General features: G+C 74.2%; 14 protein-coding genes. 6 read left to right on the forward strand and 8 right to left on the reverse strand.

Features of this window, described 5'->3' with window-relative positions:
• The first annotated feature begins 28 nt into the window (after positions 1 to 28).
• Positions 29 to 640 (forward strand): TetR/AcrR family transcriptional regulator, encoded by a 612-nt coding sequence (locus HNR40_RS35160; protein WP_184969153.1) that lies wholly within the window; start codon positions 29 to 31, stop codon positions 638 to 640.
• A gap of 1 nt (position 641) precedes the next feature.
• On the opposite strand, the gene HNR40_RS35165 is transcribed toward HNR40_RS35160, so the two are convergent.
• The 4 genes from HNR40_RS35165 to HNR40_RS35180 form a co-directional block, all read right to left on the reverse strand.
• Positions 642 to 1,481 (reverse strand): ABC transporter permease, encoded by an 840-nt coding sequence (locus HNR40_RS35165; RefSeq protein ID WP_184969155.1) that lies wholly within the window; start codon positions 1,479 to 1,481, stop codon positions 642 to 644.
• Entirely contained in the window at positions 1,478 to 2,353 is an 876-nt protein-coding gene (locus HNR40_RS35170) for an ABC transporter ATP-binding protein (RefSeq protein ID WP_184969157.1), read from the reverse strand. Before HNR40_RS35170 ends, HNR40_RS35165 begins: the two co-directional genes overlap by 4 nt.
• Before the next feature lie 129 nt (positions 2,354 to 2,482).
• Positions 2,483 to 2,905 (reverse strand): Clp protease N-terminal domain-containing protein, encoded by a 423-nt coding sequence (locus HNR40_RS35175; protein WP_184969159.1) that lies wholly within the window; start codon positions 2,903 to 2,905, stop codon positions 2,483 to 2,485.
• Positions 2,906 to 2,940: 35 nt separating this feature from the next.
• Positions 2,941 to 3,162 carry a hypothetical protein gene (locus HNR40_RS35180; protein ID WP_184969161.1) on the reverse strand — a complete coding sequence of 74 codons (222 nt, stop codon included), beginning with the start codon at positions 3,160 to 3,162 and terminating at the stop codon, positions 2,941 to 2,943.
• A 116-nt stretch (positions 3,163 to 3,278) separates the two neighbouring features.
• Between HNR40_RS35180 and HNR40_RS35185 the strand changes: the two genes are divergently transcribed.
• Positions 3,279 to 4,871, forward strand: coding sequence for a serine/threonine protein kinase (locus HNR40_RS35185; protein ID WP_184969163.1), 1,593 nt, complete (start codon positions 3,279 to 3,281; stop codon positions 4,869 to 4,871).
• A 27-nt stretch (positions 4,872 to 4,898) separates the two neighbouring features.
• Positions 4,899 to 5,414, forward strand: a complete 516-nt coding sequence (locus tag HNR40_RS35190) for an XdhC family protein (RefSeq protein WP_184969165.1) — start codon at positions 4,899 to 4,901, stop codon at positions 5,412 to 5,414.
• Here the strand turns inward: HNR40_RS35190 and HNR40_RS35195 are convergent.
• Positions 5,411 to 6,082: a response regulator gene (locus HNR40_RS35195; protein WP_184969167.1), complete on the reverse strand. Its 672-nt coding sequence runs from the start codon at positions 6,080 to 6,082 to the stop codon at positions 5,411 to 5,413. The two genes, HNR40_RS35190 and HNR40_RS35195, sit on opposite strands and share 4 nt — an antisense overlap.
• Entirely contained in the window at positions 6,079 to 7,479 is a 1,401-nt protein-coding gene (locus tag HNR40_RS57490; protein ID WP_221341233.1) for a sensor histidine kinase, read from the reverse strand. The genes HNR40_RS35195 and HNR40_RS57490 overlap by 4 nt, the downstream gene beginning before the upstream one ends.
• 122 nt (positions 7,480 to 7,601) lie before the next feature.
• Here HNR40_RS57490 and HNR40_RS35205 point away from each other — a divergent pair, with 122 nt between their 5' ends.
• Together HNR40_RS35205 and HNR40_RS35210 are read left to right on the forward strand one after the other, a co-directional pair.
• Entirely contained in the window at positions 7,602 to 8,492 is an 891-nt protein-coding gene (locus HNR40_RS35205; RefSeq protein WP_184969169.1) for an ABC transporter ATP-binding protein, read from the forward strand.
• Positions 8,489 to 9,925 (forward strand): DUF1349 domain-containing protein, encoded by a 1,437-nt coding sequence (locus HNR40_RS35210; RefSeq protein ID WP_312896632.1) that lies wholly within the window; start codon positions 8,489 to 8,491, stop codon positions 9,923 to 9,925. The genes HNR40_RS35205 and HNR40_RS35210 overlap by 4 nt, the downstream gene beginning before the upstream one ends.
• A 31-nt stretch (positions 9,926 to 9,956) precedes the next feature.
• Here the strand turns inward: HNR40_RS35210 and HNR40_RS35215 are convergent, their stop codons facing one another.
• Positions 9,957 to 15,476: an ATP-binding protein gene (locus HNR40_RS35215; protein WP_184969171.1), complete on the reverse strand. Its 5,520-nt coding sequence runs from the start codon at positions 15,474 to 15,476 to the stop codon at positions 9,957 to 9,959.
• Between the two features lie 169 nt (positions 15,477 to 15,645).
• A complete protein-coding gene (locus HNR40_RS35220; RefSeq protein WP_184969173.1) occupies positions 15,646 to 16,374 on the reverse strand; it encodes a phytanoyl-CoA dioxygenase family protein in 729 nt (242 codons plus the stop codon).
• A 147-nt stretch (positions 16,375 to 16,521) separates the two neighbouring features.
• Between HNR40_RS35220 and HNR40_RS35225 the strand changes: the two genes are divergently transcribed.
• Positions 16,522 to 17,742, forward strand: a complete 1,221-nt coding sequence (locus HNR40_RS35225; protein ID WP_184969175.1) for a vanadium-dependent haloperoxidase — start codon at positions 16,522 to 16,524, stop codon at positions 17,740 to 17,742.
• The last annotated feature ends 288 nt before the right edge of the window (positions 17,743 to 18,030 follow it).

An 18,030-nucleotide genomic window follows, 5' to 3' on the forward strand; every position in this document is an offset into this window, starting at 1 on the left:
AAAAATACTGATGGTGTAAGCTTCGCGAATGGAGGAGACGCGCCGCGCGCGCAAGAAGCGGCAGACCACGGAACTCATCGCCGAGGCGGCCTTCCGGCTGTTCGCCGAGCGGGGTTTCGAGCAGACCACGGTCGCCCAGATCGCCGCCGCGGCCGACGTGGCCACCAAGACGTTCTTCAACCACTTCCCCAGCAAGGAGGACGTGGTCTTCTTCGCCGCCGGCGACTACTACGAGGTCACGCTGGAGGTGCTGGCCGGCCGCCGCCCCGACGAGACCATCTCCGACCTGCTGCTGCGCACCTACGAGGAGGTCGTGGCCCGCTTCCTCGACCACGGCCCGCTCAGCCACCAGCCGCAGTGGGTCGCGCTCTACCGCACGCTGGTCATGACCGTGCCCTCCGTGCAGGCCAAGGCGCTGATGGTGCTGCTCGACCTGCAACGCAAGATCGCGGCCGCGTTCGCCGAGACCTTCCCCGAGGAGATCGACCAGGTCACCGCGGCCGCCGCGATCGGCGCCCTCATGGGCGCGCTGCAGGCCGCGTCGCTGCTCAGCCACGAACTCGGCTACACCGAAGCGGAGCGGATCAAGGCCGGCGGCCAGGCGGCCGAACTGGCGATGCGCGGCCTGCGCTCGCTGTAGCTCACATCGCGCGCCGCAGGGCCTTGTCGCGGCGCTCGGCCACGCTGGAGCCCGACTCCTTACGCGCCATCCCGCGCAGCACCACCGGAGCCAGCAGCAGCCCGAGCACCGCCCAGGCGACCAGCACCCCGGCCGTCTCCAGGTGCCGCCAGGACTGGCCGATCTCGACCGCGACCGCCGCGTCCGGCAGCAGCGCCGAGCGCATCCCCAGGCCCAGCCAGTAGAAGGGGAAGACCTGGGCGATCCACTGCACCCACTCCGGCAGCGCGGTGATCGGGTAGAAGATCCCGGAGATCGCGATCATGCCGATGACCGGCAGCTGCAGCAGCCCCTGGCCACGGGCGCTGGGGAACACCGAACCCAGCACCGCGCCGATCGGCAGCGTGGCCACCATGCCCAGCGCCAGCACCCACAACAGCGCCGCCCAGGAGGCGGAGCCGGGGTCCAGGCCCTTGACGATCAGCAGGCCGGGCACGAGGAAGATCGCCAGATCGGCCAGCAGGCCGCCGGAGACCGACACGACCTTGCCCACCAGGTAGCTCTGGATGCCGTGCGGGGTGGCCTTGGCGCGCAGCAGGGTGCCGTCCTCGCGTTCGTAGGTGAGCTGCTGGCTGAGGCTGACCAGGCCGAGGGCCGCGTTCATGCCCAGCACGCTCGGCAGCGCGAGCGTGCCCAGCAGCAGCCCGGAGGCGCCGAAGGAGCTCTCGCGCAGGAAGTACATGACGACGAGCATCAGCACCGGCCACAGCAGATGGCTGACCACGTCGGGCCCGTTGGTGAAGGACTGGCGCAGCTCGATCACGCCGCGCCTCCACCCGGCGCGCAGGACCACGGCGTTCATCGGCTCTCCTGTTCGGCGTGGCGTACCAGCGCGAGGTAGGTCTGCTCCAGGGAGGCGCGGTGCACCTCCAGCTCTTGTACGGCGGCGCCGTGGCGGGCGAACAGCTCGCGCGCGAAGGCGGTGGAGTCGGCGGCCCGGTGGGTGTGGCGGCGGCCTTCGTGCACCCAGCGGACCTCGTCCTCGCCGGCGATGCCGCGGGCCAGGTCGGCGGCGCTGCCGTCGGCGATCACCCGGCCGCCGTCGAGGATGACGATGCGGTCGGCGAGCTTCTCGGCCTCGGCCAGGTCGTGGGTGGTGAGCAGGATCGTGGTGTGCTGGTCGTCGGCCAGGCCGCGTACCAGTTCGTGGAAGTCGTGGCGGGCGGCGGGGTCGAAGGCGGCGGTGGGCTCGTCCAGGAACAGCAGCTCGGGCCTGCCCACGATGCCGATGGCCACGTCGAGCCTGCGGCGCTGGCCGCCGGACAGCGTTTTGATCTTCTTGGCGGCGTGCGCGGTGAGGCCGACCGCCGCGATGAGCTCGTCGGGGTCCCAGGGGCGGGTGTAGGCGGTGTAGTGGGCGGCGAGGTGGGCCAGCAGTTCGCGTACGCGCCATTTGCCGTGGTCGCGCCAGGACTGCAGGACCACGCCGACGCGGGCCCGCCAGCGTTCGCCGCCGTCGGCGGGGTCGGCGCCGAGGACCTGGACCCGGCCGGCCGAGCGGCTGCGGAAGCCTTCCAGGATCTCGATGGTGGTGGTTTTGCCCGCGCCGTTGGGGCCGAGCAGGGCCAGGACCTCGCCGTGGCGGGCCTGGAAGGTGACATCGTGCAGGACGTCGGTGCTGCCGTAGCGCATGCGCAGGCCGTCGACGTCCAGCACGGTGGTGCCGGGGGACATGGCGGGGGTTCTCCTGGTTCGGGTCGGTGAGTAAGTGCTTACTTGGCCATGGCGATGAGACCGTTCCGCACGATGCGGCGAAACGGCAGGCAGGCCCGTATCAGGCGGCCCGGGTCAGAGTGGCTTGGGTCAGGCGGTTTGGGTGCGGGTGAGCAGGGCTTCGCGGTCGACGCCGGCCAGGGCCAGGGCGCGTGGCACCGTGCCGACCCGGGCCCGCAGGATGCCCGCGAGCAGGTGGGCGGAGTCGACGTCCTTCTTGCGGACGGCGGTGAAGGCGCGCTCGAGCGCGAGCTTGGCCGAGGCGCCGATGCCGGGGGGCTTGGGCCGGCGGCCCGCCGGGGGCAGGTGGAAGGCGGCGGAGACGCCGGCGGCGGTGAGGCTGTGCTCGAACTCGCGATCCAGCGCCGCGCGCACGCCGCTCCGGTCCAGGCCCACCTCGGACAGGAGCCGGCCGGCGGTGGCGCCCTGGTGGTCGGCGATGGCCAGCAGCAGGTGGTGGGCCTCGATGGTGGCCGAGTGGTCCTGGCGGGCCTCGTGTTCTCCCTGGGTCATGATCGTGTGGAAGTAGTGGTCGAGGGGGTCACGGCTCAGCGCCTCCTCGGCTGGACGCCCGCGGCGGCGAGCCGCCCGGCGTGCTTCTTGTGGATCGCCTGGCGTGTCACCGCGAGCGCCTCGGCGACCTGCGGCCGGCTCCAGCCCGCCCGCAGCGCCCGCTCGACGGCCGAGTCCTCCAGCCGGTCGGCCAGCCGCCGCAGCGCCGCCACCGCGGCCAGGCCGTCGGCGGGAGCAAGGGTCTCTTCAGCGGACATGTGAGCAACTGTAGTTGACTAAACCGAATGGAGCAACTCGGGTTGCTTAAGGCCCTGACTCATCCCTTAACCGACTTTGGTACGATCTTGGCCCCACGTTACTGGCTGGAGGCCTGGTGCCCGAGGTGTTGGCCCTGTTGGACGAGGACCCCCGGGCGGTGGGGCCCTACCGCCTGGAAGGGCGCCTCGGAGCGGGCGGGCAGGGCACCGTCTACATCGGCCGCACCGGCAAGGGCGCGCCCGTCGCGATCAAGCTGCTGCATCCGCACCTGATCGCCGACCAGCGCGAACAGCAGCGCTTCCTGCGCGAGGTGGAGACCGCCAAACGGGTCGCGCCGTTCTGCACCGCGCACGTGCTGGACTCCGGGTTCGTGGGGGCGCGGCCGTACATCGTCAGCGAGTACGTCGAGGGACCGTCCCTGCAGGCCTCCGTGCGCGACAACGGCGCCCGCGGCGCCGCCGCACTGCAACGCCTGGCCGTCAACACCGCGACCGCGCTGGCCGCCATCCACGAGGCCGGGGTCGTGCACCGCGACTTCAAGCCCGGCAACGTGCTGCTGGGACCCGACGGGCCGGTCGTCATCGACTTCGGCATCGCCCGCGCCCTGGACCTCAGCCAGTCGGTCGTCAGCAGCCAGCCCATCGGCAGCCCCGCCTACATGGCGCCCGAGCAGATCGCCGGCGGCGACATCGGCCCGGCCGCCGACATCTTCGCCTGGGGCGCGACCATGGTCTACGCCGCCACCGGCCAGCGGGCCTTCGTCGGCGACTCCATCCCCGGCATCCTGCACCTCATCCTGCAGGGCGACCCCGACCTCGGCGAACTCGACGGCCCGCTGCGCCTGCTGCTGGCGGAGTGCCTGGCCAAGGACCCCGCCCAGCGGCCCACCGCGGCCCAGGTGATCGAGCGGCTGCGGGCGCTGCCGGCGCCCGCGTGGGACACCGTCCCGGTCCGCCGCACCGCCGCCACCGGCTTCGCCGCCCCGGACGTCCCCGGCCAGCCCGCCGGTGTTCCCACGGCGCCGGTGGCGCTCCCGCCCGCGCGTGCGAGGGCGCGCCGCGGCCTTGTTCTGGGTACGGCCGGCGCCGTCCTGCTGGCCGCCGCGGTCACCGGCTTCTTCGTGCTGGGGCCCGGCGCCTCCGGCAACCACGCCGCCCTGACCACCCCGGCCGCCGCGAAGGCCTCCGTGCCCGTCACGCCCGCGCCCGCCACGCCAGCGCCGTCCACCCACGTGGGCGCCACCCCGGCCGTCCACGGCACCCCGACGCCCGGGGCCACGAAACGCTCACAGTCGGCCAAGGCCGTACCCACGCTCAGCAGCGCCCCGCACCGCGCCACCCCGAGCGCCACCCGCAAGGCGCCCCGCACCCAGGCCCCCGTCGAACCCACCGGCGCCGCGCCCACCCGCAAACCCACCCAGAAACCCACCCAGAAACCCACCGCCAAACCCACGAAGACCAGCGCGCCGCCGAGCGAGCCGGCCGCACCGTCCCAGGCGCCGATCACCCTCGACGACGCCCACGCCTACTGCAAGACGCAGGGCGCGAGCATGGCCGGCGGCGGCTGGGCCAACTTGTGGTGCATGGGCGGTTCGAACGCCAAGATCTCCCCCTCGACGGTCTGCCAGTGGAAGTACCCGGGCCGCGACGCCGTCGCCGAGCAGCCGCAGAACGCGATGGCCACGGAGGTCACCTGCCGCTTGTCATGACGCACCCGCACCGCGCAGACTGCCGTCATGACGCACGGTCACGACCACGACCCGGCGTGCGAGGCCGCCCACGGGCACGCCCCCGCCGAACGGCAGCCGCGCGCCCTGGTGGCGGTGTTCGCCTCGCCCGTGGCCGAATGCCTGCTCCGCTACGGCGCCGAGCTCGGCTTCCGCACGGTCCTGCTGGAACCCGACCCCGCCCGCGCCCTGGACGGCCACCCGGCCGAGCGCGCACCGGGCCCCTACCTCGACGCCGGCACCGACATGGTGCTCACCGACCACCACCGCGAGGAGATCGGCCCTCTGCTGCGCGACCTGCTGACCACACCCGCCCGCTGGATCGGCATCATGGGCAGCCCCCGCCACACCGGCCCGCACGTGAGCGCGCTGCGCGAGCTCGGCGTGGAAGAGGCGCAGATCGCCCGCGTGCACCGGCCGATCGGCCTGAACATCGGCTCCCAGACGCCACCCGAGATCGCGGTGGCCACCCTGGCCGGGCTGATCGCCGACCGCAACGACCGGCCCGGCGGTTTCACGTTCTAGAGCCGTGAGCCCGGGATGACCAGGCCGCTTTCGTAGGCGGTGACCACGGCCTGGGTGCGGTCGCGCAGGCCGAGTTTGGTCAGGATGCGACTGACGTGGGTTTTGACCGTCTCCTCGGTGACCGTCAGGCGGAGCGCGATCTCCGGGTTGGACAGGCCCTCGGCCAGCAGGCGCAGCACCTCGGTCTCACGCGGCGTCAGCGCGCGCAGGGACGCCGCAGCCGACGGGTCCTGTTTGGGGCGTAGCTGGGCGAACTCGCTGATCAGGCGCCGGGTGACCGCCGGGGCCAGGAGGGCGTCACCGGCCGCGATGACGCGTACCGCCTCGAACAGGCGCTCGGCGGTGACGTCCTTCAGCAGGAAGCCGCTGGCTCCGGCCCGCAGCGCGTCGTAGACGTACTCGTCGAGATCGAACGTCGTCAGGATCAGCACGCGCGGCCCCGCCGCGTCGGCGGCCAGGCGGCGGGTGGCCTCGATGCCGTCCATGCCGGGCATGCGCACGTCCATGAGGACCACGTCCGGCGCGTACTCGCGGCAGACCCGCACCGCCTCGGCGCCGTCGGCGGCGGTGGCGACCACGGTGAAGCCGGGCTGGGTGCCGAGCATCTCCGCGTATCCGGTGCGCACGACCGGATGGTCGTCGGCGACCACGATGCGCACCTGGCTCATGGCGTCTCCTTTCCCGGGAGGTGGGCTTCGATGAGGAAGCCGCCGCCGTGGGCGGCTCCGGTGCTGAGGCGTCCGCCGACCGCGACGGCCCGCTCCCGCATGCCCGCCAGCCCGTGGCGGTCCGGGGGTTCGCGGTCGTCGCCGGCGGCAGGGCCAGGGCCGTTGTCGCGCACGCTCAGGTGCAGGCCCGGCCCGGTGTAGTCGAGGTGCACGTCGACGGCGGCGCCGGGCGCGTGGCGGCGGGCGTTGGTGAGGGCCTCCTGGATGATCCGGTACGCCGCCAGCTCCACCCCCGGATCCAGCGCGGCCGGTGTGCCCCGCAGGATGAGCCGCATGCCGGTGCCGGAGGCGTGGCGGGCCTCGTCCAGCAGCTCGTTGAGCTCGCCCAGGCCCAGCCCCGGCTGCGGGCGCCGGGCCGCGGTGCTCTCACCGGCGTCCTCGCGCAGCACTCCGAGCAGGCGCCGCATCTCGGTCAGCGCCGCGCGGGCGGTGTCGCCGATGGCCGACAGCCGCTGGGCCCCGGCGGGCGGCATTCCGGCGACGCTGACGCGGGCGGTCTCGGCCTGCACGGCGACCATGGAGATGTGGTGGGCGACCACGTCGTGCAGTTCGCGGGCGATGCGGGCGCGTTCGCCGCGCGCGGTGTGCTCCAGCAGCGAGTCGGCGATGACCTGCCGGGCCTCGGTGTGCTCGCGCGCCTCGGCGCGGGCGCGGCGGGCGATGGCGGCCAGCGCCGTGGCGGGCGCGAGGCAGGCCAGCACGAGCGTGTGGGTGGCGGTGGCGGGTCCGGCCGTGCCGATGAGCTCCATCACCGGGTACGGCGCCGCCACCGCCACGGCCGCCACCGCGGGCCCGGTCCGTCCGGCCAGGTAGCAGGCCAGCAGCAGCGCCCCCACCCCGGCGGCGGTCAGCGTCTGGAAGGCCAGCAGCGACAGCACCACCGAGGCGCTCACCAGCGCCGCGCAGGCCACCCGCTGGCCGCGCAGCAGCACGAGCGGCACGGTGGTGGCCAGCGCGAGCAGCGGCACCACGAGCACGGCCAGCCACGGCCCACCCCTCGGCCCCGAACCCGCAGGCCCCGAACCCGCAGGCCCCGAACCCTCAGGCCCCACACCCTCAGGCCCCACACCCTCAGGCCCCACACCCTCAGACCCCACACCCCCCGAGCCCAGGCCGCCCGCACCCGGGTCCGCCGGGCTCATGCCCGACGGCAGGTGGGTTCCGGCCGGGGTGATGTCGCTCACCGAGCCCCACCCGTCCGGGGACAGCCCACGCACCCGCAGCAGCGCCTCGCCCACGGCCAGTGCCGTCAGCGCCACGCCCGCCGCGAGCTGCGCCCGCTCCCGCGTCCACCACCCACCGCCGCGCTGTCGGCGCTGGTCATCGCCCTGTTTCACGCTAGCCATTGTGGCCTGCCCGTAAGGCGCCCGGCATCCCTCCCGGGAGGGAGCCACCCAGGAGGCGAGGATCGCTCGTGTGCGGGACGACCCACGCGGGCGGGCCGCCTACGCTGCCGGACATGGAGGCGAGTATCGAGGTCGACGGGTTGCGCAAGCGTTTCGGCGCGGTGGCGGCGCTGGACGGCATGTCGTTCACGGTCGCGCCGGGGCGGGTCACCGGGTTCGTCGGCCCGAGCGGCGCGGGCAAGTCCACGACGTTGCGGGTCGTGCTCGGGCTGGACGTGGCGCAGGAGGGCAGGGCGCTGGTGGGCGGCCGGCCGTACCGGAGCCTGGGGGAGCCGTCGCGGCACGTCGGCGCGCTGCTGGACGCCGGCGCGCTGCAGCCGGGCCGCACCGCGCGCAACCATCTGCTGTGGCTGGCTCACGCGCAGGGGGCCGGGGCGCGGCGGGTGGATGAGGTGGCCGAGCTGGTGGGGCTGGGGGCGGCGATCCGGCGGCGGGCGGGCTCGCTGTCGCACGGGTCGCGGCAGCGGCTGGGGCTGGCGGCGGCGCTGCTGGGGGATCCGCCGATCCTGGTGCTGGACGAGCCGTTCACCGGCCTGGATCCGCAGGAGGCCGCCTGGCTGGGCGGGGTGTTGCGGGGGCTGGCCGGTGAGGGGCGCGCGGTGCTGGTCGCGAGCCGGCTGATGAGCCGGGTGCAGGACACGGCCGGACATCTGGTCGTGGCGGGGCGCGGGCGGGTGGTGGCCGACCTGGGCGTGGACGAGCTCGTCGCCGACGCCTCGCGCGGGCGTTTCACCGTGCGGACGGGGGCGCGGGAGGCGGCCATGGCGGTGCTGGCCGGCGCGGGCGCGACGGTGGCGGCCTGCGGGCCGGAGGTGCTCACCGTCTCGGGGCTCGCCGGGCGCGAGCGGGTGGAGCAGGTGCTGAACGGCGCCGCGGTGCCGTACACCGAGATCGTCGCCCATCGGGCCACGCTGGAGGAGGCCTACATGGAGCTGACCAGGTGAGCGTGGCGTTCGGCCGGATGGTGCGCGCGGAGTGGACGAAGTTCCGCACGGTGCGCGCCTGGGTGGCGGGGCTGGCGGCCGGGCTGCTGGCGATCTTCGTGCTGGCGGTGGCGACGGCGGCGGGCAGCACGACCAGTTGCGGGGTGAACGACACCGTGGTGGCCTGCCCGGTGCCGCCGGCGGGGCCGGACGGGCAGGCGGTGCAGGACACCTTCGCCTTCGTGCACCGGGAGCTGAGCGGTGATGGCAGCGTCACGGTGCGGGTGGCGTCGCTGCGCGGGGCGCTGCCGTGGGCCAAGGCGGGCCTGCTGATCAAGGACGGGACGCGGCCGGGAGCGTCGTACGCGGCGGTGATGGTGACGGCCGGGCACGGGACGCGCCTGCAGCACGACTTCACCCAGGACCGTGCCGGCAGCCCGGGCGCGGCGCCCCGGTGGCTGCGCCTGACCCGCACCGGCCAGCAGGTGAGCGGCGCCGAATCCGCCGACGGCCGCGAGTGGCGCACGCTCGGCACCGTGCGGCCGGCGGGCCTGGGCGCGCGGGCGCGGGTGGGGATGTTCGTCGCCTCCCCGGATGATCAGACGGTGCGCTACGCCGATCTGGGCGGCGTGATCGCCCGGGCGCACCCGGTGGCGGCGACCGGCGTCTTCGACCACCTCACCCTGCAGGGCGACAGTCCCGGCCCGGCGTGGACGCCTTCGGGCATCGGCGGCGTGAGCGAGGCGGGCGGCGTGTACACGGTGTCCGGTGGCGGTGACATCGCCCCGCTGGGCGCCCGTGGCGGCGCGACGCTTCAGCAGTTGCTGACCGGGGTGGTGCTGGCGCTCATCGCCGTCATCGTGGTGGCCACCGTGTTCGTCACCGCCGAGTACCGGCGTGGCCTGATCGCCGCCAGCCTGCTGGCCGGCCCGCGCCGCGGCCTGCTGCCGGCGGCCAAGGCCGTGGTCGCCGGCGCGGTCACCTTCGCGGGCGCGCTGGCCGCGCTGACGGCGAGCGCGCTGGTGGGCCTGCCGATCCTGCGCGCCAACGGCAACGTCGTCCTGCCGGTGCCCGCCGCCACCCAGGTGGGGGTGGTGGCGGGCACGGCGGCGCAGGTGGCGTTGACGGCGGTGCTGGCGGTGGGGCTCGGCGCGTGGCTGCGCCGGGCCGCCCCCGCCGTCATCGTCGCCGTGGCCGCCGTGGTGCTGCCGTACGTGCTGGCCACCACGTCGCTGCTGGCGCCGCCGGTGGGGCAGTGGCTGCTGCGCCTCACGCCCGCGGCGGGCTTCGCCGTCCAGCAGAGCGTGCCCTCCTACGCGCACGTGCCGGGCGGCGGGCTGCCGCAGGAGGGAGACTTCCCGCTGCCGGGCTGGGCCGGGCTGGCGGTGCTGGCCGCCTACGCCGCGCTCGCGCTCGCCCTGGGCTCGCGCCGCCTCGGCCGCGGCGACGCGTGAACGGTCGGCAGCCGCGGCGGCGCGTGAGCCGTCAGCCTCCCGTGGCCTGCCCGATCGTTGCCTGCTCGATGGCGGCGATGATGCGCGGGCGCAGCTCGGCGGCGCTGATGATGGCATCCACCGACCCCACCTCGACCGCCCGCTGGATGCTGTGCACCCGGTCGAACTCGGCGGCGACCTCGCCGAGCTTTTCCGCCCGCACCGCGGACTGCACCTCGGCGAGCTGGGCGTTCAGCGCCGCCCGCTCGGCCCCGCTCGCCGCCGAGACCCGCGCCTGCAGGTCGGTGACCCGCGGGTCGGTGGCGGTGCGGTTGTTGACCTCGCCGGAGAAGACGACGGCCGCGGCCGGGGCGCCGCCGAGCACCGAGGCGAACGAGCCCTCCAGCGCCAGCACCGTCATGTTCGGGTTGAGCGCCTTGGAGAAGACGACGAACGCGCCGCCGTGGTAGCGGGAGATGACGCAGAACACGATCGGGCCGTCGAAGTTGACGATCGCCCGGCCGATCTCCGCGCCGTACTCCAGCTGCAGCTTGCGCATCGACTCCGGCGAGCCGTCGAAGCCGGACAGATTTGCCAGCACCACCAGCGGCCGGTTGCCGGAGGCGGCGTTGATCGCGCGCGCGGTCTTCTTCGACGAGCGCGGGAACAGCGTGCCGGCGGTGTAGGTGTCGGGGCCGTCGGTGGGCGGGAACCCGCGCCGCGGCACCGAGCGCGACTCGATGCCGATCAGGCAGACGGGAAAGCCGCCGATGTGGGCGTCCTGCACGGCGGAGGTCTCGGCGTCGGCCATGCCCGCCCACCGCTCCAGCACCGGGTGGTCCTGGTCGGAGACCGCGCGCATCACCGTGCGGATGTCGAACGGCTTCTTGCGGTCGGGGTTGTGCTCGGCGGAGAAGATCTCACCGACGGTGGTGAAGTCGCTGCCGCCGATCTGGTGCGGGTAGGCGCGCACGTCCCGCCCGGCCGGGTCGATCGTGTACGCCCGCCGCGGCCCGCTCTCCCCGGGCACGACGTAGGTGTGGTCGTAGTGCGCCATGAGCACCTCGCGGGCGGCGGCCAGGCTCGGCGCCCAGTACTGCGCCTGCCCGTTGGGCCCCATCACCCGGTCGTAGCCGCCGATGCCGAAGTTGTCCTCGGCCGAGACGCCGCCGGAGAAGTCGAGCGACTGCTTGCCGGTGAGCACCATCGCCGAGTCCGGCGTCATGACCAGGATGCCCTTGGTGTGCATGAGCATCGTCGCCTCGGCGTTCCAGTACGGCTGCGCCCCGACGGTGATCCCGGCGACCACGATGTTGATCTCGCCGCCGGCCTGGGTGAAGGTGACGATGCGTTTGAGCGCGGCCGCGACCCAGTCCATGTTCTCGGTGCCGGAGGTCATCGAGATGCGCGCCCCGGCCGACAGCGCGAACCACTCCAGCGGCACCCGCATGCGTTCGGCCAGGTCGAGGGCGGCGATGACGCGCGCGCACTCCGGCTCCGACAGCGCGCCCAGCGCCTTGGTCGGATCGCCCAGCAGCACCACGCGGGTGACGCCCTCGGGGTGGCGTTCGGTGATCGTGGTGACCACGCCCGCCACCAGCGCGGCGGAGTTCTTGCCCGGCGGCCGCTGGACGGGCACGAGCGCGCCGTGCTCGTCGAGGTCGTGCTCGGCGAAGCCGCCGCGCGGCCCGGCCAGCAGGCCGGTCAGCTCATACGGGTAGACGGTGCCGCGGCGGGCGGCGCGCAGCACCTTCTGCCGGTAGTCGTCCAGCGGCTGCAGCGGCTCGGTGGAGGGCTTGCCGACGTGCACGTGCGCGCCGCGGCCGGCGTCCAGCGTGATGCGCACCGACACCTCGGCCAGCTCGCCCGAGGCGGTGCGCTGGCGGGCCACGAACTGGACCTCCTCCAGCCCGGCGCCGGCGGTCGTGGGCAGGATGCGCTGGACCAGCATGTTGAGCTCGTCGGTGGAGATCTCCGTGGAGGGCCAGACGTACATCATGATGCGGTTGGTGTCGAAGCGCTTGTTCTGGGGGCGCTGGGCCTGGATGTTGCGGATGGCGTCCAGGCCGGCGGTGATGGCGTCCTCGACCGCGGGCAGCGCCACCAGCCGGCCGTCGGCCTCGCGCAGCGGGGTCAGGTCGCGGACCTGGCCCATGGCGATGAGCCGTTCGTCGGCCGGGTTGCTCTTGGCCACGGCCTTGAACAGGTAGACCTCTTCGTCGGCCGACGGCAGCCGGGTCAGGTCGAAGGCGCGCAGCCGCTGCAGCTGCAGGCGCTGGGCGATCTGCGGGTGCAGGCCGCGGATCAGCCGGTCCTCGGCGAACCCGCCGGACCCGTCGGGGCGGAAGGTGAAGTGGTGGTGCATGACGGCGCCGCCGGTGCCGGCGACGGTGGTGGTGATGCGGCGCACGCCGTGCGAGCGGGCGTGCTCGGCCAGGATGCGGCCCAGGCGCCGCGCCATGGCCTCGGCGTCGGGCTGGTCCTCCCAGGTGAGGTAGAGGTCGGCGACCAGCTCGCGGCGCAGGCCCTGCTCCTGCCCGGTGTCGGGTTCGGTGAAGGCGGCCAGCGCGGTGACGGCCTCGGGCAGGGCGGCGATGTCGACGGCGGTGGTGACCACGCGGGCCAGCCCGTTGGGGCCGCTGTGCTCGGCGGTGACGAACCGGCTGCCGCCGGCCTGGCTGAGGCCCACCTGCGACAGGGCGCGGTTGCCGTAGTAGCGGCGGGTCAGGACCTCCAGCAGGGGGGCGTGGTCGCGGCCCGGGCGGCGCATGCGCTGGCCGATCAGGCGCACCAGCGGCTCGGCGCTGGCGACCATGACCTGGATACGGTCGGCGCGGTCGGGCGCCTCGGGGTTGTGGTCGAGGTAGCGCAGCTCGTCGCGGACGGCGGCGTACACCTTGGCGCGGTTGCGGCGCAGCAGCGGCTGGGCGAACCAGCGGAAGACCACGCCACGGGCCAGGTCCGAGACGGTGGGAAAACGCACCTGGGTGGCTTCGACCAGGTGTTCCAGGCCGAGCCCGGCGCGCTCGTACAGCGACTCCAGCGGGGGTGTGCCGCCCAGCCACTGGCGCAGCAGTTCCGAGACGATGGCGACGTCGGTGCTGATGCGCTGCTGGGCCAGGAAGATGCGGAAGACCGCGGCCTCCAGCTCGGGGGTGCGGTCCAGGCCGGTGATGCCGTAGTGGGCCAGGACGGTGGCGAGTTTGGCCTGGAAGCTCTCGGTGAGGCCGGCGCGTTCGGCGTCGAGGCTCTGCAGGTAGCTGTGGAAGAACTCGCGCGGGCTGTGCACGGCGCTGTCGGGTTCGGCGTCGAGTTCGACGCCCGGCTTGTTACGGCTGAGCTCGCACAGGTCGGCGAACAGGGTGAGCAGGTTGAGCTCGCCCTCCAGCAGCCGGCCGCCGAGCTCGGCGCGGGCCGACAGGTAGGCCGACAGGACGCGCTGGCCGTCGTGGGGGTCGACGTCGAAGCCGAGCAGCAGGCTGCGCAGGTCCTGCAGGCCGCGTTCGACGCGTTCGGCGGGGGAGGCGGGGGCGGGCTCGGCGGGCAGTTCGATCTCGACGTCGGCGCCGGCCGCCTGCTGCTCATCGGGGGATTCGTCCGACAGCGGCTCCAGGCGCATGAGCGGCGCGGCGGTCTCGACCTGGCTGCCGACCGAGACCGGGCACTCGCGCACGCGGGCGCGGAACGGCGCGCGCAGCACGGTCTCCATCTTCATGCTCTCCAGCACCAGCAGCGGCGCGCCGGCCTCGACCTCGTCGCCGACGGCCAGCGGCGTGGCCACGACCAGCGCGGGCGCGGGGGAGCGCACGACGCCGCCCTCGTCGCGGCTGACGCGGTGGGTGACGCCGTCGACCTCGATCAGGTGGATGGGGCCGTGGGTGGAGGAGACCAGGCGGAAGCGGCGGCCGTTGACGACGATCTGGCCGCAGTGCTCGTCGAAGCGTTCGACCTCGACGTCGGCCGGGTGTGAGCGGCCGCCGCCGGAGACGCCGACGCGGAAGCGGTTGTGGCCGACGCGGGCGACGCTCACCCGGTAGCCGACGCCGCGCAGCTTGAGGTCCAGGGGGCGGCCGGGGTCGTGCTGGACCTGGGGCCGGCCGCCGTGCGCGGTCGACAGCAGCCGCTGCCGGCTGACCTCCTCCTCGTCCTGGTAGGCCTCGATGGCGGCGGCGGCCAGGGCGATGGCGGAGTGGCGGTGGCTGACCAGGCCGCCTTCGGCGCGTACGCGGTCGATCCAGCCGGTGTCGGCGCCGGCCTGGATGACCTCGGGCTGATCGAGCAGGTCCAGGACGAAGCTCTTGTTGGTGGCGCCACCCTCGATGATCACGGTGGTGTCGGCCATGGCGCGGCGCAGCCGGCCCAGCGCCTGCTCGCGGTCGCTGCCGTAGGCGATGATCTTCGCGATCATGGAGTCGAAGTCGGCGGGGATGGTGTCGCCCTCGCTGACGCCGGTGTCGACGCGGATGCCGGGCCCCGAGGGCAGGATGAGGCGGGCGATGCGGCCGGGCGCGGGCGCGAAGTCGCGGTCGGGGTCTTCGGCGTTGAGCCGGGCCTCGACGGCGTGCCCGATCTCGGCCGGCTGCTCGCCCTCCAGCCGCCCGCCCGCGGCCACGTGCAGCTGCAGGCGGACCAGGTCGGTGCCGGTGGTGACCTCGGTGATCGGGTGCTCGACCTGCAGCCGGGTGTTGACCTCCAGGAAGGCGAACAGCTGCTCGCCCGGGTGGTAGAGGAACTCCACCGTGCAGGCGCCCCGGTAACCGACGGACACGGCCAGCCGTTCGGCCGAGGCCTTCAGCTCGGCGCTCTGCGCCGGCGACAGCACCGGCGAGGCCGACTCCTCGATGATCTTCTGGTTGCGGCGCTGCACCGAGCAGTCACGCACCCCCAGCGCCCAGGCCGTGCCCTGCCCGTCGGCGATCACCTGGACCTCGACGTGCCGTGCGCCGGTCACCAGGCGCTCCAGGAACACCACGCCGGAGCCGAACGCGCGCAGCGCCTCCTGGCTGGTGCGCTCGTAGGCGTCGGCGAGTTCCTCGCTGGAGGCGACCATGCGGATGCCGCGCCCGCCGCCGCCCGCGCTCGCCTTGAGCATCAGCGGATAGCCGATCTCCCGCCCGGCGCTCAGCGCCTCGGCCAGCGTGGCGACCTCGCCCCGGCTCCACGGCGCCACCGGCACGCCGACCTGCTCGGCCAGGAGCTTGGCACCGATCTTGTCGCCGAGCCTGCGCATCGCCTCGGCGCTGGGCCCGACGAAGGTGACGCCGAGCTTCTCGCACAGCTCGGCGAAGGCCGGGTCCTCGGCGACGAACCCCCACCCCACCCACGCCGCGTCCGCGCCGGACTCCACCAGCGCCCGCTCCAGCACGGCATGGTCGAGGTACGGCCGCGCCGACGCGGGCCCCAGCGGCACGGCCAGATCGGCCTCCCGCACGAAGGTCGCGCCGCGGTCGGCGTCGGTGAACAGGGCGACCGTCTCGATCCGTTGCCCGGTCTCCGCCGAAAGATCCCGTACCGCGTGAATGAGCCGCATCGCGGCCTCTCCCCGGTTGACGATGGCCACACGACTGAACACCGGCTGAGCCTCCCCATGACGAAACGCACAGAAGGCGACGTCCGAAACCCGGAGCGTCGCCTGCACCCTGTCCCCATACCCTGCTGGATCGCCGCCGGGTATACCAATGTCCGCATCGCGCATGGTGGGGCCCCTGTGTTGTGGAGACCCCACAAAAGCACGTCGACGGTCAGGAGGGCGACAGTGCCCGCGCCAGGACGTTCGCCCCCTGCCCGTTGACCGGTTCCTTCAGCATGATGGGCCCCTGCGACATGAAACGCGGCTCCTCGCCGCGGTGCTCGTCGGCGGCGTGCACGGTGTAGGGGTGCAGCAGGTACACATCCCCCGGCGCCCCCGTCGCGTACGCCAGCGGCCGGTGCGCGCTGGCCTCATCCACCAGCGGCCCGGCGACCATCGCGTCGACCGCCTCCTCGCCCAGCACGGCGAAGGCGTCGCGGTGTGAGCCCACCCGCACCCGGGTCGGCGCGTCGTCCGGCCCCACGTGCGACAGCAGCACCAGCAGCAGCATCGTCTGCGACCGGCCGCTGACGCCCCAGCTGCCGTCGGGCCGCTGGGTGTTGGAGTCGATGTGCCAGCCGCGGTCCTCCACCGGCGGCAGGTGCGGGAAGCGCACGGGCACGCTGCCCAGCGCCCCGCGCGGCAGCCAGCCGCCCGGCCCGGCCACGGCGTCGTAGGCCGCGTGCAGGCGCGGGCTCCTCATGATCTGCCCGAACGGGCCCGCTCCCGTGGTGTCCATCGCCCACACGACCGGCTCGCGCCAGGCGGCCGGCTCCTCGGGCGACAGGCCGATCTGGCGCCACAGCAGCATGCGGGCCGCGTCGGCCACCTCCGGTTCGGCGACCGCCTCCACCTTGGCGAACCCGTCGGCCGCGAAACGCTCCACGTCGATGACATCCATGCCCGCCACGCTAACGACCGTGTCCACCGATTTACCCCCTGCCACACCCCAGAGCCGCAGGCCAACGCGCGGGTAGGGGTTGCCGCTGATCGGCTCCTGGCACGAGCGTTACGCCCAGGCAATCCCACAGAGAGGACCACCGGCTCGATGTCGCGCTTATCCCGCATAGCGGCCGTGCTCGTGCTGGCCGCACTTCCGATCACCCTCACCTCGACCTCCGCGGCCGCGCGCACCGGCAGCGCGGTCGACGTCGCCCTGGAGTGGTACGACGCCTCCGCCCTGACCGTCAAGCTCGGCGGCGCCTCCGCCGCGGCGACCAACTCGCGCGTGTGGGCGATCGGCTGGAGCGCGGCGACCCGCGCGCTGGTGCGCCAGCCGCTGGCCCCTGCCGCCTACCAGCAGGCCGCGCTGGCCTCGGCCGTGCACGCGGCCCTGCTCGACTTCGCGCCGCCCGGAAAGCCGCAGCTGGACGCGGTCCTGGCCGGCACGCTGGCGCGCATCCCCGACGGGGACGCCAAGGAGCGCGGGATCGCCGCCGGCAAGGCCGCCACCGCCGCCCTGCTGGCCGAGCGGGCCGGCGACGGCCTGGACCCGGCTTCGATCGACGCCGCCTATCACCCGCAGCCGCCCGCGCCGGGCGTCTGGCAGCCCACCCCGCCGGCCAACGCCCGCGGCATCCAGTACGGCCTGCGCAACGCCAAGCCGTTCCTGCTGGCCAGCGGCAGCCAGTTCCGCCCCACGCCCGACGCCCTCGACTCCGAGCGCTACCTGCGCGACATGGAGGAAGTACGCGTCTACGGCGCCGCCGACTCCACCGCCCGCACGCCCGAGCAGACCGCGGTGGCGCAGTTCTGGGCCACCACCCCGCTGCCGATCTTCACCCAGCTGCTGCGGGGGGCGCTGGAGCAGAAGGCGTCGTGGCCGCTGGCCGCCCGCGCCGGGCTGGTGGCCGCCTTCCACGTGGCCTCCGTCGACACGCAGATCGCCACCTCCGACGCCAAGTACGCGCACGTGCGCTGGCGTCCGGTGACGGCGCTGCGCGCCGCGGGTTACACGGGCTGGACGCCGCTGCACGAGACGCCGCCCCACCCCGACTACGTCAGCGGGCACGCGGCCTACGCGGGCGCCGCCGAGCAGATCCTCACCGCGCTGACCGGTCCCCGCCCGGCCCGGCCCATCACCGCCTCCAGCGCGGTGGCGCCCGGGGCCGACCGCACCTACAGCTCCTGGCGGCAGTTCACCCAGGAGAACCTGGACGCCCGCGTCTGGTCCGGCATCCACACCCGCAACGCCGACGACGCCGGCGCGCAGCTGGGGCGCCGCGTGGCCCTGAACTCCCTGCTGCACCTGCCCGGCCTGCTCTTCTAACCCCCACACGGCCGAGAGCCTCACCAAGAGAGCCCCCCAACCACCCCTACCACCGCCAAGAGCCCCACCAGGGAGCCCACCAGGAGCCCCCGCTACCGCCGCCGCAGCTCTTCACCGCCGCCCTACCTGTGACCCACCGCCCGACGCGGCGGACCACACCGCCAGACCCGGGTGCCCTGCGCGCCCAAGGGCGGACACCCGTGGTCGCCAGCCCACTGGTCGTCAGCCCCGCCGGTGGCGGGGACCCGCAGCGGCCGGCACGCCTGGGGCAGGACAGCGGGGCAGGAC

Source organism: Nonomuraea endophytica, from assembly GCF_014203235.1.
Lineage (GTDB): Bacteria > Actinomycetota > Actinomycetes > Streptosporangiales > Streptosporangiaceae > Nonomuraea > Nonomuraea endophytica.

What these genes read in the sequence shown, in the direction of transcription:
- HNR40_RS35165 (WP_184969155.1), bottom strand. Translation starts at nt 1,481, where the DNA reads ATGAACGCCGTGGTCCTGCGCGCCGGGTGGAGGCGCGGCGTGATCGAG.
- HNR40_RS35160 (WP_184969153.1), top strand. Translation starts at nt 29, where the DNA reads ATGGAGGAGACGCGCCGCGCGCGCAAGAAGCGGCAGACCACGGAACTC.
- HNR40_RS35220 (WP_184969173.1), bottom strand. Translation starts at nt 16,374, where the DNA reads ATGGATGTCATCGACGTGGAGCGTTTCGCGGCCGACGGGTTCGCCAAG.
- HNR40_RS35180 (WP_184969161.1), bottom strand. Translation starts at nt 3,162, where the DNA reads ATGTCCGCTGAAGAGACCCTTGCTCCCGCCGACGGCCTGGCCGCGGTG.
- HNR40_RS35205 (WP_184969169.1), top strand. Translation starts at nt 7,602, where the DNA reads ATGGAGGCGAGTATCGAGGTCGACGGGTTGCGCAAGCGTTTCGGCGCG.
- HNR40_RS35225 (WP_184969175.1), top strand. Translation starts at nt 16,522, where the DNA reads ATGTCGCGCTTATCCCGCATAGCGGCCGTGCTCGTGCTGGCCGCACTT.
- HNR40_RS35170 (WP_184969157.1), bottom strand. Translation starts at nt 2,353, where the DNA reads ATGTCCCCCGGCACCACCGTGCTGGACGTCGACGGCCTGCGCATGCGC.
- HNR40_RS35195 (WP_184969167.1), bottom strand. Translation starts at nt 6,082, where the DNA reads ATGAGCCAGGTGCGCATCGTGGTCGCCGACGACCATCCGGTCGTGCGC.
- HNR40_RS35190 (WP_184969165.1), top strand. Translation starts at nt 4,899, where the DNA reads ATGACGCACGGTCACGACCACGACCCGGCGTGCGAGGCCGCCCACGGG.
- HNR40_RS35175 (WP_184969159.1), bottom strand. Translation starts at nt 2,905, where the DNA reads ATGACCCAGGGAGAACACGAGGCCCGCCAGGACCACTCGGCCACCATC.